Annotated in this window: 11 protein-coding genes; all 11 read left to right on the plus strand. The window is 45.6% G+C overall.

All coding sequences use genetic code 11. The features are described from left to right. The first annotated feature begins 80 nt into the window (after positions 1–80). Positions 81–965 (plus strand): flagellar hook-basal body protein, encoded by an 885-nt coding sequence (locus MKY73_RS01505; RefSeq protein WP_339305343.1) that lies wholly within the window; start codon positions 81–83, stop codon positions 963–965. 507 nt (positions 966–1,472) lie between these two features. Continuing rightward, on the plus strand, positions 1,473–2,312 hold the full coding sequence (locus MKY73_RS01510; RefSeq protein ID WP_339238184.1) for a flagellar hook-basal body protein: 840 nt from the start codon (positions 1,473–1,475) through the stop codon (positions 2,310–2,312). Between the two features lie 12 nt (positions 2,313–2,324). Further along, positions 2,325–2,549 (plus strand): DNA-directed RNA polymerase subunit beta, encoded by a 225-nt coding sequence (locus MKY73_RS01515; RefSeq protein ID WP_210109216.1) that lies wholly within the window; start codon positions 2,325–2,327, stop codon positions 2,547–2,549. Positions 2,550–3,031: 482 nt separating this feature from the next. Beyond that, positions 3,032–3,463: a 3-hydroxyacyl-ACP dehydratase FabZ gene (fabZ, locus tag MKY73_RS01520; protein ID WP_145324406.1), complete on the plus strand. Its 432-nt coding sequence runs from the start codon at positions 3,032–3,034 to the stop codon at positions 3,461–3,463. 111 nt (positions 3,464–3,574) lie between these two features. Continuing rightward, on the plus strand, positions 3,575–5,296 hold the full coding sequence (locus tag MKY73_RS01525) for a phospho-sugar mutase (protein ID WP_339305345.1): 1,722 nt from the start codon (positions 3,575–3,577) through the stop codon (positions 5,294–5,296). Positions 5,297–5,706: 410 nt separating this feature from the next. After that, positions 5,707–7,728 carry a DUF5693 family protein gene (locus MKY73_RS01530; RefSeq protein WP_339305347.1) on the plus strand — a complete coding sequence of 674 codons (2,022 nt, stop codon included), beginning with the start codon at positions 5,707–5,709 and terminating at the stop codon, positions 7,726–7,728. Next, positions 7,704–8,885 (plus strand): polysaccharide pyruvyl transferase CsaB, encoded by a 1,182-nt coding sequence (gene csaB / locus MKY73_RS01535; RefSeq protein WP_339305349.1) that lies wholly within the window; start codon positions 7,704–7,706, stop codon positions 8,883–8,885. Before MKY73_RS01530 ends, csaB begins: the two co-directional genes overlap by 25 nt. 7 nt (positions 8,886–8,892) lie before the next feature. Further along, positions 8,893–9,654, plus strand: coding sequence for a WecB/TagA/CpsF family glycosyltransferase (locus tag MKY73_RS01540; protein WP_339305351.1), 762 nt, complete (start codon positions 8,893–8,895; stop codon positions 9,652–9,654). A gap of 373 nt (positions 9,655–10,027) precedes the next feature. Beyond that, complete coding sequence (locus MKY73_RS01545) at positions 10,028–11,155, plus strand: MraY family glycosyltransferase (RefSeq protein ID WP_339238171.1); 1,128 nt, start codon at positions 10,028–10,030, stop codon at positions 11,153–11,155. A gap of 165 nt (positions 11,156–11,320) precedes the next feature. Further along, positions 11,321–15,316, plus strand: a complete 3,996-nt coding sequence (locus MKY73_RS01550) for an S-layer homology domain-containing protein (protein ID WP_339305353.1) — start codon at positions 11,321–11,323, stop codon at positions 15,314–15,316. Between the two features lie 206 nt (positions 15,317–15,522). Then, positions 15,523–15,864 carry a hypothetical protein gene (locus MKY73_RS01555; protein WP_036612519.1) on the plus strand — a complete coding sequence of 114 codons (342 nt, stop codon included), beginning with the start codon at positions 15,523–15,525 and terminating at the stop codon, positions 15,862–15,864. Positions 15,865–15,993: the final 129 nt, after the last annotated feature.

Raw genomic sequence — 15,993 nt, forward strand, 5'->3', positions numbered from 1 at the left:
GTTCGCCATGCTCGGAAAGCAGAACGGACAAGCAGCCAACCTGCGATGCAGTGCAAGCGCTTGAGGAGAGGGGTTAATACATGTTAAGAGGTCTGTACACCGCTACTGCGGGAATGATTACGCAACAACGCCGCCATGACACAGCAACACAAAATATCGTAAATATGAACACCACGGGATACAAACAAGTGAACAGCGTAAGCCGTTCCTTCCCGGAAATGCTCATTACCTTGGTAGGCGGAGATGCAAATCTCCCGACAAAGCGGCTGGGCAAGCTGAACACGGGGGTGTTCGCGGAAGAGAGTTTGTCCATGAATTTGCAGGGGACCATTATGGAGACGGGGCAGAAAAATGATTTTTCCATTTCATCCAATATGACGGTCAACGATCCGCAGACTGGACAACCTGTCCCGTTTGACGCATCAGGCAAATTTGTACGGGCCGATGGCACGGTAACTTATCAGCCTCAGGCGTATTTTACAGTTCAGGATGCAGAAGGTAACACCGGATATACACGCGATGGTCACTTCGAGATTACAGGAACGGGACAATTGCTGAGCTCAACAGGTTCACAAGTGTTGGATAATAATGGACAACCTATAGTGTTGACAGGTTCCGTAGAGCAATTTAAAGTGGATGAGCAAGGCCGTTTGGTGGATGCAGCAACCGGTGCACCGACAGGGGTTACTCTCGGCATCAGTGTCATTGACCAGCCGAATCAACTGGTTCGTCAAGGTGATGGCAATTTCAGTCTGAGTGATCAAAATGGGGCAACGGCCCGGATGATGGCTGCCGGTGATAATGTGCAGATCCGTCAAGGTTACCTGGAAGGCTCCAATGTTGATGCTTCACAGGCAACGGTTGACATGAACGCTGCATACCGTGCGTATGAAGCGAACCAGAAGGTCGTACAATTCTACGACCGCAGTCTGGATAAAGCCGTCAATGAAGTCGGCCGTGTATAACGCCGACGTTTAAATATAACCGCGCAGCGGAGAGCCAAACGCCCTTTGCGCAGCCGAAGAGCCAAGACGCAGCCGAGCCTATGCGAGGATTGCGTAAAAGTACCTGAGCGCAGCAACGGTCTCGACAGTCCTTTGCGAAGCAAAGCAGGGAAGAGACCACGCAAGCGCAAGACCTAGACGCAACCGAGCTTATGCGAGGAATGCGTGGCAGTACCTGAGCGAAGCGACGGTCCCGACAGTCCTTTGCGAAGCAAAGCAGGGAGAGGCCACGCGGAGCTACCACGCTGCATAAAGAGCGTGCCGGGTTATGATTCAGCCATGTGAAACTATGGCGAGAATCATAACCCGGCAGTCGCGGCGAACACACACCACCGTCACTTAGCAAGATCGTACCCCACTTACCTAATCCGCCTGTTTCGGGAGTCCAGAGGGCAGCGCCATCTGGGGCCCTCCCTACTAGGGAGGGTTTGGGAGGGTGGACAGGACACAAGGGAGGGTAAACCACCGATGAATAATTCGATGATTAGTGCCAAGGTTTCCATGACTGCCATACAGCAACGACTGGATGTCATTGCCGATAATATTGCCAACGTGAATACGGCAGGCTATAAGAGCAAGCAAGCGGCATTCGAGGATGTGCTGACCCGGGTGCAACAACAACCGGACAAATACAAACTGGATGGACGCTCCACACCGATGGGATATAACCTCGGTTTTGGTGCTCGTTTGGCGGATGTAACGAAGGATATGTCTCAAGGCCCCTTGAACGAGACCGGCCTTCCGACTGATCTGGCCATTGAAGGAAATGCCATGTTTGCAGTTGAAGCGAACGGGGAGAAAATGTGGACTCGTCAGGGTGCATTTCATTTTGTACCGGATACAAGACCAAAAGCTAATCCAAATGCACCAGATATGATGGTGATGGTTAATGGTGAAGGCCACTTTGCTCTGGATCGTCAAGGTAATCGCATTACGGCACCGAATAATAGCAAAGTTGCTTTTGATGAAAATGGCAACCTGTTAATCCGTCGTGGTAATGAGGCGAACGCAATCATTGGGGCACAACTACAAGTGGTAGACATTGAACGCCCTGAAGGTCTGGTACAATATGCGGATAACCTGTTCGGCCTGGATGCGGGATTAACCGAGGATGATGTATTTGGCGCGAATGCAGCTACACGTCAAGCAGCTGCATTAATCCGTCCAGGATTTCTGGAGCAATCCAATGTGGATATGACACAGGAGATGACTCTGCTTATGCAAGGACAGCGGACATATCAACTGGCGGCCAAGGCGCTAACTTCAAGTGATTCCATGTTGGGTCTCGCCAACAATATGAGAGCATAAAAGGTGAATGTGATGACAGAAACACAGCAGCAGAACAGTAAGCCAGAGAAAAAGGAAGTCAAGAAGAAGAAGAGTGGATGGCGCATCGCTAGATGGTTCCTGGTTCCGGCCCTGCTTGTTCTTGCCCTCGCTGGCGGAATGGTAGCTGGATATGTGGTACTGGGCAAACAGGATATTGGTTCCGTATGGCAATGGAGTACATGGGAACATGTATATAATCTAGTGTTCGCTCCATAATGTAACGAGTTAAGCGAAAACTCCTGCGCAGGCAGGAGTTTTCTTTTTGACGTTGAAAACAGTATAATGATGGATGACGTTTGACGTCAAAAGAGGCCTCCCCTGCGAAAGACATTCGTCATCGCGAAGAGAGACCCCTTATCTTAACCTTCACTACTGCAGTCATGAAGGATATAACTAGTGTTAACCGAAAATATGCTTTCCATACAACAATTTAAATTAAAACATTTTATATGAGCATCGATTTGATCATAAAGGTTTTCCGTGTCCGCACCGAAGTAAGTGGAGGGAACGGAATCGTTCGAAAGAAGCGAAGCATTCGCCTTTGTTTCCTAATGTTATCCATCTGAGATATAGTTCAGAAACATCAGGAAACAACAGCGATCGAAAGAACGATCCGTAACCGTAACGGTCATCTATGCGCACATGAGAATTTTATGATGAAGAACGCTCATATAAACATCCCGAGAGGAGATTACACTGTGCTCGATATCAAACAGATTCAAGAAATCATCCCGCACCGTCCCCCGTTTTTGCTGGTGGACAAGATTCTAGAGATTGAGGATGGCAAACGTGCCGTTGGTCTGAAGAACGTAACCATTAACGAACCATTCTTCATTGGTCATTTTCCAGAGTATCCGGTAATGCCGGGTGTACTGATTACTGAAGCGCTGGCTCAAGTTGGTGCAGTAGCCATTCTGAATATGGAAGGCAATAAAGGCAAAATTGGCTTTTTGGCGGGACTGGACAACTTCCGATTCCGTGGACAAGTCGTGCCCGGAGATACGTTGATCCTGGAAGTGGAGATTACACGTTTGAAGGGTTCCATTGGTAAAGGTAAAGCAACTGCCCGAGTGGACGATAAAGTAGTCGCTGAAGGCGAGATTATGTTTGCACTGTCTGACCCAAGCTGATTACATACGTGAGCATTGACATCATTTCGGAACATAGACGGGCCGAATGATGCAAGATGCTGAAGTAACTCAGCACACCTGAATTTATATAGACGGAAGGGGTTTATTGGAATGGAACAGTTAAGCACAGCAGCAGCAGAGACGTTGCAGCAATGGTTGGAGGATGCTTCGATTGATGAAGCAACGAAACAAGAGCTTCGTGACTTGCAGGATCAGCCGAAAGAGCTGGAGGAACGTTTTTACAGAAATCTGGAGTTTGGTACAGGAGGATTGCGCGGGGTCATTGGTGCAGGAAGCAACCGGATGAACCGTTACACTGTAGGTCGGGCGACGCAAGGATTTGCGCGTTATTTGCTTGAGCAGCATGGTGACCAAGAAGGCAAACCTTCTGTGGTCATTGCTCATGATTCCCGTCATTTCTCACCTGAATTCACATTGGATGCTGCGCTTGTACTGGCTGGAAACGGCATTGTAGCCAAGCTGTTCCCATCCCTGCGTTCAACTCCAGAGTTGTCATTTGCAGTGCGTAATCAGAAGGCTACTGGCGGAATCGTTGTAACAGCGAGCCATAACCCACCGGAATACAACGGATACAAGGTCTACAATCATGAGGGCGGTCAATTGGTACCGGATGAAGCGGAAAAAGTTATTCAGTACATCCAAGAAGTGCCTTCCCTTGCTGACGTGAAGAAGCTGACCCAAGAAGAGGCAGAAGCGCAGGGGCTCTTGATCTGGTTGGGTGAAGACCAAGACCAAGCATTCGTGGATACCGTAGCAAGCCGCAGTCTGAGCCGCGAACTGATCCAATCGGGCATTGGTCGTGATTTCAAAATCGTATACACACCGCTGCACGGCACAGGCAACATCCCTGTACGTCGTGTGCTGGAGCAGATCGGATTCGAGCAAGTGCACATTGTAGCGGAACAGGAACAGCCGGATGCTGAGTTCTCTACCGTGAAATCTCCTAACCCGGAAGAACGCGAAGCGTTTACGCTTGCGATGAAGCTGGGAGAATCCGTGGGCGCTGACATTCTGATCGGTACAGATCCGGATGCAGACCGTATGGGTGCTGTCGTGAAAGACAACGATGGCAAATATTTCGTCTTGTCTGGTAACCAGTCTGGTGCCATTATGGTACATTACCTGCTGAGTCGCCTGCAAGAGACCGGAACACTGCCAAGCAACGGTGCGGTTGTCAAAACGATCGTAACAAGTGAGATGGGTGCTGTTATTGCTAAACATTACGGTGCTGAAGTGATGAACACACTGACAGGCTTCAAATATATTGGTGAAAAAATGAACCAGTTCGAAGCAACAGGCAGTCATACATTCTTGTTCGGATATGAAGAGAGTTATGGCTACCTTTCAGGCAACTATGCCCGTGACAAGGATGCTGTCCTTGCCTCGATGCTGATTGCTGAAGCTGCTGCGTATTATAAGAGTCAAGGCAAGACCCTCTATGATGTCTTGCAAGAACTATACAACCAATTCGGATATTTCCTGGAGAAGCTGGAGTCCCGTACGCTGAAAGGCAAAGACGGCGTAGCTCAGATTCAAGCCAAAATGACGGACTGGCGTTCCAATCCGCCACAAGAAGTAGCGGGAATTGCGGTACAAGATGTACTGGACTACTCCCTTGGTCTGGACGGTCTTCCGAAGGAGAACGTACTGAAGTTCATTTTGGCAGACGGTTCATGGTTCTGCTTGCGCCCTTCGGGAACAGAGCCGAAGATCAAAGTATACTTCGCCGTGCGTGGAGAGAATTTGGAAGATGCGGAAAGCCGGATCGAGCGTCTGGTGACTACCGTGATGTCGCGTGTAGACGCACAATAATACGAATGCAACAATGAGCAAGAACATGAGAAGGCCTCTCCGCACCGTAAGGTTGGTTGGCGGAGGGGTTTTTCTTTGAAATAATATACAGATGGATCTATATAAATTGAACTGAACATTTACACGAGAACGTAGAGGGCAGAAATAACCTGAAGAAGTGGAACGTTCGCCTTGATCACCAGATTTTCACCTTTATTAAAAGTAAATCAACAAAATCGGGGGTTAACAGCGATCGGAAGGTTGTTCTGTCATCGAAGTGGCAAGTGTAAATATTGCTTTAGTTCAATCTATATAGCATATAAGAAGGCTTGTTGACACAAGCTGTTTGTAACCTATTGTATGAATGTTAAATGAACGAATTACTTGAGCTGAACGTGCATTTGGTTCCAACACTTGAGGAGGTACATGTAGTGCGTCAAAAATGGCTTTATTGGAATAACGCTTCTCGGAAGTGGTTGTGGCTCGTCGTTATTATCGGTCTCGTTGCGTCCATCCCTGTAATCAGTGATCGGGTGCAGACAGAATCTTCTGCCAAAAAGGTAGAACTTGTTTTCAACTATCGGGGGCTGCTGGATATCTCCGCGTATCAGGCACATCCGCAAGATTTCATGAATGAACAATTGACTCGTCTGAAAGACGCAGGCGTAACAACAATGGCTGTGTTCGAAAGTACATTGGACGAGCTTAGAAAGACACGCCGACTGATGGTGTATAACGGCCAGGATCTCGCGAACCTGACCAAAGATGTGATCCCTTCTAACGCAAATTATACGTATGTGTTATTTACATCGGAGGAAAATGCACAGACGTATACCCCTATTATTGAACAAACGTTCGCTGATCGGCAGATTCCAGTGCAACCATGGGAATATGAAGGTCGTAGCGGCTTAATATTGCAGACTCCTCCGGAGAATGCCAACATGCAGCCTTTGCAGCCCGATCCGGTTGCCGTGAAGATGCTGCGTGATAAAGGTTTTTACATTTTGCCGCGGATCTCGGACAGTGTGCCCTACAGCCAGGAATCGATGGAGCGCTTGCTTACCTTCTTCGAAGAGAATGGCGTAAAGCGCATCTTGTTTGATGGTGATGCTGTGAAAGGGTACAATGATAATGCAGAGATGAGAAGTCTTGATCAATTTGCACAGTTGCTGAACAAGCACAATATTGGTCTTGCAGCCATTGAGAACTTGAAGAAACCGCAGTCTGGATTCCAGACCCTTGCTTATAAAACGGATTACAACGTTACGCGTCTGTACTCGCTTAGTGATGGCGATGCCAATCTGGACGTAGACACGATCGCTGACCGTTTTGTACTGGCAACCAAAGACCGCAACATTCGTATGCTTTATATGAATGCATCGCCAAGTCGGAATACAGCCAAGGCCATGATTACAGATCCAATTGAGAATCTGATCAACAGCCTGGGTGAGCCGGGTCATGCGATAGAACGTATGGCGAAACATGGCTTCGAACTCGGACAAGCTGAAGCATTCACAGTGAAGGATTCGTCGATTCAACGTTATGCCAAGCTGGTTGCTCTTGTTGGTGCAATTGCGATGATTGCACTTATGGTTTCTTATTTTATCCCACTACTGACCTTGATCGCGTTTGTGGTTGCTTTGGTGGGCAGTGCAGGATTGTTCCTCTTGAAACCAACGCTGCTGGAGCAAGGAATAGCCTTGCTTGTGGCCATAGCGGCGCCGACCATAGCGATGGTGCTGGCCGTTCGTACCGTGAACTATCAGCAACAGCGTCAACCTGACGCATCTGCGAGTCGTCGTTTGAAGCAGACGATAGTTTTATATGTAAGAACGTCAATTATTTCGTTCCTGGCCGTACCTTTTGTCATCGCGTTGCTTAACAGCATTACGTACAGTCTGGTAATTAACCAGTTCCGCGGCGTAAGTCTGTTGCACTTTGCACCAATGGCGCTGGTAGCGATCTACATTGTGTTTTATCGTGGTTCGGGTTCGTTCTCTATCAAGAAAATCAAAGAAATGCTTCGTATGCCAATTAATGTTTTAATGGTTGTTTTGGCACTCGTTGCTGCCGTTGTTGGTTACTATTACTTGAGCCGTACAGGCAACTCGGGATCAGTAACACCATTCGAGATGTTCCTGCGTACTACGTTGGAAGATACGTTCGGTGTACGTCCGAGATTCAAAGAATTTATGCTGGGACACCCGCTATTTATCGTTGGCGTGTTCGCCGCTTTAAAATATCGTAAAGTCATCTTTGTGCTCATTATTGCAGCGATTGGACAGTTGTCCATGGTGGATACGTTCGCGCATATCCATACGCCGGCTGTATTGTCACTCATTCGTGGAGTGATGGGATTGGGACTTGGCTTAATCTTCGGTATCATTGCTGTGGGTGTGTGGCAAGTAGCGGAAGGATGTTGGAAAAAATGGTCACCACTTCTCAAAAGTTAGTCATCTCGGGGTATTACGGATTCCACAATAGCGGAGACGAGGCAGTGCTAAAGTCGATTTTGACAGCGCTGGAAGAGGAAAGTCAGAGGTCAAACGTTACGATTGAACCGATTGTTCTCTCGGGTGATCCCGAATGGACCACCTCCATGTACGGTGTACGCTCCGTGCAACGTATGAAATTGAAGGAAGTCCGTGAAGCGCTCAAGGAAAGTGACGGGTTAATCAGTGGCGGAGGAAGTCTATTGCAGGATGCCACTGGACTGAAGTCCATTCCTTATTATCTGGGTGTGATCAAGCTGGCTCAGATGTTGAAAAAACCAACGTTCATCTATGCTCAGGGGATTGGCCCTGTGAATCGTAAGATTTTTAATCCGATGATCAAATCAGTCTTTAAGGGCTGCACCTATGTATCCGTTCGGGATGAACAATCTGCAGACTACCTGCGTGGGCTCGGGCTACAGTGGAATCAGATCCATGTCGTACCCGACCCGGTAATGGGCTTGCCATTACCTGAAGCAAAAATTGACAGTGGCACAGGTGCTGTCTCAGCAGATGCAGCTACTCAAGCTAATCGAGTGGAAACTACATCTGGAGCACACACCAAGCTTCCTGTGATCGGCATATCGGTACGGTTCTGGGAGTCGGATCGTAAAGAGCTAACGGCTATTGCGGCAGGATTGAAAAAGTTGTGCTCCAAAAGAGCTGTGCACTTGCGTTTTCTGCCATTCCATTTGCCAGTTGATGAACAGGCTTCACGATTCCTTATGGAAATGCTCGGTGATGTGACCAGTAAAGGTAGTGAGATTAGCATCACACCGGATATGACCGATCCTCAGCTTATGCTGGAGGAAGTCAGCAAGTGTGATCTCGTCATCGGTATGCGTCTGCACAGTCTGATCTATGCAGCATCGCAGTATGTGCCTCCGGTGGGCATCTCGTACGATCCGAAAATAGATCAATTTCTGCTTCGTCTGGATAGTGAACCAGCAGGCAATACGGATACACTCGATGGCGACAAACTCGCCAAAACTGTCGTTGGGCTGCTGGATCAACGTTCACAGTGGCTGAAGGAACATGAAGAAGGTATCACCCAACTCAAGCAGGAAGCCAGAGTACCTGCACAGCACATTATTAACTATTTAGGCCGCAAAGGATGAGATAAAGATGAGTCAGACCGGATCAATACCTACCGTTTCGATCTACGGCATTCCTTTTTCCAAACTGACAATGAAAGAAACGGTAAAGGTTCTCCAGGAAGCTGTGCTGTCCAAGCAGACACCCCATCAAGTCATTACAGCCAACCCAATTATGGTGATGGCCGCATTGGAAGATCCCGCAATCATGGAAGTCATGCAATCTGCGGAATTGATTGTTCCGGATGGAACTGGTGTCGTATGGGCTGCCAACTATTGTGGAGATCCTGTAGCTGAGCGAGTGCCGGGATTTGAGCTTTTACATGAATTGCTGCGTGTTGGAGAAAACTATCGATGGGGCGTATATCTGCTGGGTTCCACCCCTGAGGTGATTCAAGAAACGGCAGTTCGGTTACAACAGCAGTATCCGGCGATTCGAATTGTGGGTTATCGCGACGGTTATTTTGGTCCGGCTGAGGATGAACAGGTCATCGCTGCCATACGTGAAGCGACACCTGATCTGTTGTTTGTAGCACGTGGGGCCGACACACAGGAACCGTGGATTCACAAGCACAAAGACGCACTACAGGTTCCCGTAACCATGGGCGTCGGCGGCAGTTTTGATGTAATTTCGGGTAAAACCAAACGTGCGCCTATGCTGTTCCAAAAGTTAAGATTGGAGTGGTTCTATCGCTTGTTGCGTGAACCAAGCCGGGCTGGCCGGATGCTTGCGCTTCCGAAATTCGCTGTTAAGGTGATGCGGGACAAAGAAAACGTGACGAAAGTCCCTTAAAAACAGGTAATTGCGAGATAAATGCGTGTTTTTGCTAGAAATTGAGGATGGCTTTTCGGGTGTGATGAGCGTATAATTCATTCCGGATTACATGTGTGCCACTCAAATGAAACTTTAAGTTGCACGTTGCCACTTCGATGTCAGAATAACCTTTTGATCGCTGTTATCTCTGGATTTCTTTTATCCACCTTTACAAGGTTGAAATCCCGCGATAAAGGCGAACGCTTCGCTTCTACAGGTTATTTCTGCCCTCTCCGTTCTGGTGCAAATGGCATTTCATCAAAAGTGACTAACAATAATTTTTTATATATAAAAAGAGATCAGGGGATTTATAATTTCGTACAGGTATTATAATTGGGGGTCGAATGTTCAAATGGTAGCGATCTTTATCATTGGATTTATCGTGTCAATGGGACTGGCTCTTGCCCTGACACCACTTGTCAAAAAGTTCGCAGTCCGCATTGGCGCAATGGATACGCCGAATGCACGTAAAGTACACACACGGATCATGCCACGTCTTGGTGGTCTGGGGATATTCCTGGCCTTTATTATTACAGTTGCTGCATTGCTTCCGTTTGTATCGGCATGGTTCACGACTCGTGATATGAGTTTTGTCAGCGCGTTTCTGATTGGTGGAACCATTATCGTACTGATCGGAGCACTCGATGATCGGTTTGAGCTGTCGGCCAAAGTGAAGTTGCTCGGTCAGATCGTTGCTGCTTCTGTCGTTGTATTCGGGTTTAACATTCGCGTAGATTTCGTTAACATTCCTTTTCAGGATTCCTATTCTTCACTCGAGGCTTGGGTATCCATTCCGCTGACAATCTTATGGATCGTTGGTGTAACCAATGCGATTAACCTGATTGATGGTCTGGATGGTCTGGCAGCCGGTGTATCTGGTATTGCCATTGGTACCATTGCCGTGATGTCCTTCCTGATGGGTAACATGATGATTGCCTTGATGTGTCTTGTATTGCTGGGTAGCATTATCGGATTCCTGTTCTTCAACTTCCACCCGGCCAAGATCTTCATGGGGGATACCGGGTCACTGTTCCTTGGTTTCTCTCTGGCGATGTTATCCATGCTCGGATTCAAACAAATTGCTGTCGTGTCCTTCATTACACCGCTGATCATCATCGGTGTGCCGCTCTCGGATACATTCTTCGCGATCATTCGTCGTGCGGTACAACGGAAGCCGATCTTCTCACCGGATAAAGGTCACCTGCATCACTGCTTGCGTGAACTTGGATTCAGTCACCGTCAGACGGTATTGATCATTTATGGAATTGCCGCATTCTTCGGAGTTCTGGCAATTATCCAATCATCCGCTGCCATGTTCGAAGCGAACTGGGTAACGTTTGTGGTTATCTGTATCATGATGTTCTTCCTCCAGGTGGGAGCAGAAGTCATCGGACTTGTTAGCAAAACGAGAAGACCGGTTATTAATTTCCTGATGCGCATGCGTGTTAAGATGAGCCCGGAGACTCGTTCGAAATCATAAATAGATAAATGTAATGGTTATAGCTATTCTTGAATATTATTCCAGACCCAACCTTATCCCTTGTGGATAAGGTTTTTTGTTTATTTTGAGCTTTTTACTAAATAATTGGAACCTTTTGCCGATATATAAAGGTAACTGACTTAAAAAGAGGAGAGATGATATTTAATGCAACAAAAGAAACGGCCGTTGGTCTGGATCATGTTGGCCACCATGGTGTTTTCATTGTTCCCACAAGGTTTGTTCAGTGCGTCCGTTGCGTCCGCTGCAGATGCATTTTCAACGTATTTCACACCATCCGATCGCACGATCCGAGAAAGCTCAAGACTTTCGCTAATCTATGATTCTACTAAGACGGATAATTCCAATTTCCTCTCTAGAGAACTTGTGTATAAAAGCCCTACTTCCTCGTTAGATATTACAGGTACATTTGCCAAGGTTAACGGTAGCAGTTTAAAGGTAAGAGTCGAGCAACTGAAGCTTGTTGAAGAGGGGAATCTACGTACATGGGTTCCAGATGAGACACGTTCAGTAACTACGGCAATTACGGATAGTGGCAGCAACCGATTTACAGCTAGTAATGTAGCTTTATTTTCAGGCTTTAATAAAATAACGTTTATAGGGACACAAGGTAATAGTTCGGTAGAGAGTTCGGATACATTCTATGTAATGTATGATCCGGCTCCTTATATCGAAAACTTCGTACTCTACACAGATCGTACCGTCCTAGGGGGTGGAGTAGCATACAACTTGAATGAGGGCACAGAGACAGTTGTTGATACAGAACGTGTCGATTTTCAAGGTACGGTTAAAAATGCAACTCAAGTCTCAATTTCAGTTAATGGAGGAGAGCCCATTGACCCGCCTGTAACGAGCGATGGCAGTTTCTTTGCATCTCAGATAAAGCTATTATCGGGTAAAAATATTCTCAAGTTCAAGATTGAGGGTCAACCAAATGGGATAGAAACGGAGCGTATTGTTTATTACTTTGATAAAACCAAGCCTTTCGTAGATCTCAAAGTGACAATTGGTGATGAAACTAAATCAGTAATAAGCAAAACGGAGCCAGCAACCTTTACTAGCGCAAATCAAACCAAAGGTAAATTATCGGGTCAGATCCTGGTTCCTTATGTGGAAGGTAGTGGGAAATTTGCAGATGAGGGTACCATAAACATCCAAGGTGATATTGACAAATACAATATTATAGTAGGAGATCAAGATGAGAAGTTGATTACAGGCCCAGATGGGAAGTCGGTCAAGTATCGAATGGTAAGCTTTACATCTAATGAGGAGTTTGATCTGATCCCTAGTGCCAATGACAGTGCAAAAGCTGCCAAGGATCAGACACTTGTAGTCAAAGTAACCCAAGGTGCGTTTAGTGCGCAATATACAGCCGGTTATGTGTATTCATCAGGTGCACAAGATATTACCAACCTGTATTACTTACCTAACTATAAAGAAGGATCGCCTGTTGATTCCAAAAGACCGCTGAATGGTGCAACATTGCAAGAAGATAAATTGTACATTCTTGTAGAGTCAGGAAGCACGCTCAATAAGATCCCAGCTCCAACTTTGAAAGGTGTATATTTGCCATCAGGACTTAAACCAGTTGATCTTAAACTAATTACTGGTACAGTAACGGGGTTAGAAGATAACGAGCAGATTTATGAAATCACTGACCTTGCAAGTGGTAAGCAGCAACTACGTTTCTCTTTCAGTGATAATCCCGAACCCGATCTGGCTAAGGTTGTCGAGGTTACATACGCGACAATTAGCTCTATTTATGTAAGTAGTATACAGACTGGAGAAACGTATACATTTGATTCATCCACTGGAGATAAGTTCCTGAACGTAGAAGGGGAACTGCTTGGTTTTAAGAACCTAAATGAATTGAAGGCAGAAATGCTTGTCAATGGCCAATTGGTTGCAACAACTGTAGACAGCTTAGTGAATGATACTACACTGGTAGTTCCAGCAGGTTCTACAAAGGTTCCGGTGATTGCTTTTCCGAAACAAGAAAAATTTAAGTTTAGTTTACCAATCAAAAAAAATGGTCCGATTTATTACGGAGAGAACACCATTGATATTCGTGCGGTTGTTGACGATGCAGGTGGAAGACCGAAAACCATAACTTCGGTTCTGAAAATTAATGTAGTAGATTCATATAACTCAACGATTGCATCTTTTATGCCAACACGGATTCCTACAAGTAGAGAATTGTTTGATAATGAATCGGTTACAAACTACACGGAAGAGAAATTAAGTAGGATCTTTGCGGTGACTCCTGATTTCATTCTAAAAGATGGGAAATATGTAACCAGTGAAAAAGAATTTGACCTTGTGTTCAAAGGAAACGGGGCTCAAAATATTAATTTGAGCTATGGGTCAAAAGTGATTTTTAGTAAGACAGTCGACAACAAAAATGTATTGGATAGTAAAGATAACGGTGCTACAGTTGGGGATATAACAGGCTCGGACTTTGCAGGTAATGAGGATTCGTTCATTGGACGGGTTCGTGGATTGAAGTTCGATGCGCCGGGGACTCAAGTGTATACACTTGAGTTAATTAATAGTACAGGTGCTCGATCGACACAACGTATAGAGGTTGTACGTGAGCCTGCTCCATATCGGATCTTAGCCCCACAACCGACAGTAGGGGATCAGATCGTTGTTAACAAAAACTATATACGTTTCGATATTGAAGCGGAAGGTGCAACTCAAGTTCTGATTGGGAAAGAACCTGCTGAGAAACGTACAGATTATAACAATCGATTTGTCCTGGATTATGTAGGATTGAAGCCAGACAAAGACAATAAGATCAAAATTGAGATTACCCGTCCGGGTGGAACGATTACTGACACAGTCTCAGTCTACTACACCAGTGCAGTGACAACGGGTTCGCAGTATATGGCACCTAAAGTGGCGAATAAGTATACAGCTTTAAATAAAAACATATCACTTTCCTTCCCGAAGGGAACCGTATTGCAATCACAGAATGCTATTGGTATCACAAAGTTCTATCCAAACAATAAAATCTTGTTTGGTATTGCAGAGCCCAGAAAAGGGATTGTAGAGAAAATTAATGATTACGGATATGATACGGAAATTGGAGGAGAGAACAAACCGAAAATTGAGATTCCAATTTCTGTATCAAGTAATTTCTCATCCGCTTCGGATACAGGTGACTTTATGTTGATCTCGGATATTTATTGGATTAACGGAGGGATAGGTGAGTTAGGCAATAGAAATGATAGTAGCTACAGATCCGCGACGAATGGGGTTACACCTTATAGTATGGATGGAATCTTCACTACGTTTGCAGCTGAGCGCATTCTTACGCCATCTAACCGTGGTACATTAGTTTTAAACTACGATCCATCTATTGTTGATGATGTAGGTTCCACAATTACGGTGTTCCGTCTTTCTGACAAAACACGGGCAGGTACATGGGTACCTATTGGCGGTAAAGTAGACACGAAAAAGCATACAATTACTGTTCCGTTTGATGAGTTTGGATATTATAAAGTAATGAAACAAAGTAGAAGTTATGCGGATATTACGAACCATCCTTGGGCAAGAAACTTCCTTAATGCGATGTATGCAAAAGGACTTATGAAGCCGTTAAAGAGTAATTCGTTTGGAGCGGATGATCGCGTAACACGTGGTGAATTTGCAACATTATTGGTAAAAGGAATGGATATTCCAATTACAACTCCAACGCAACAAACGTTTAGTGATGTAGGAAAAGGTACGGGAGCAGAGATTTGGAACTATGAAGCTATTGAAACTGCAGCACGTGTAGGAATCATTACGGGACGCAGTGATGGCTTCTTCCAGCCGCAGTTACCAATATCAAGAGAAGATGCAGCTGTAATGATTGCACGTGCGATGAACGCCAAACTGGCAGCGAATGATAGCAAGTTGTCTTCAGCACTAGGCAAGTCGTTCCTGGATTCAACTTCAATTGAGTATTATGCTCGTCCAGCTGTACAAGCTGTAACTAAGGCTAAGATCATGGATGGTAGTCCTGTAAATGTAGCAGGATCTAAGAAATCGCAATTCCAATTCAATCCAAAAGGGAACATGACTCGCGCGGAAGCGGCGAAGATTGCTGTGGAATTGCTCAAAAAGAGCACAGGTCTATTCCCTAAAACCTTGAGTTAATTCATTTGATTCATCGATGCAATTTAGGAAGGACCTGTCCCTTACTCTAAAGGGGCAGGTCCTTTTCATGGCTGTCAATGAATTGACATAGAGTACTTTTATAATAGAAGAAACAGAATTTTTACCAATAACTATTTTTGTAATTTGCTAGAGTTTAAGATACAATAACGGTAAATACACAATGATCTAGAGGGTGAAGTTAGCTAATGAAACCGATTTATTCGAAAGCCCAGCTGGGCTACATGAAGGCAAAGACACAGTTTGAGAAGCAGGCAGTCATTCTGGAGAAAAAGTTGGAAGATACACGCAAGACTCAGGAGATCTCTCAGGAAGTTATGGAAGGGCTTGTACAGTCCACTGGCTTCCATGATGCGTATAACAATCTGGTTCTGGCTGAGAATGAGTTGATTGAATGGTCTCACACAACGATGAAGCATGAGAAAACGTACCGTGAGAACAGACAACCAATTGACGATATGTATCTGAGATTGAACAGTGATCCAAACATGCGTGCTCAAATCATTGAACTTGCGATGAAGATTAAATAACTTATATTTCCAGAACTGCAGCAAAAGCATCCCAATAGGGGTGCTTTTTTATTTTATTTTTTGTGAATTTTGTCGCTTCATGGGCTGAAGTTGCGGGTATAAATAAACGTTGGTAGCACAGACAAACCA

This window comes from Paenibacillus sp. FSL R5-0519, assembly GCF_037974275.1.
In the GTDB taxonomy this organism is placed as follows: Bacteria; Bacillota; Bacilli; order Paenibacillales; family Paenibacillaceae; genus Paenibacillus.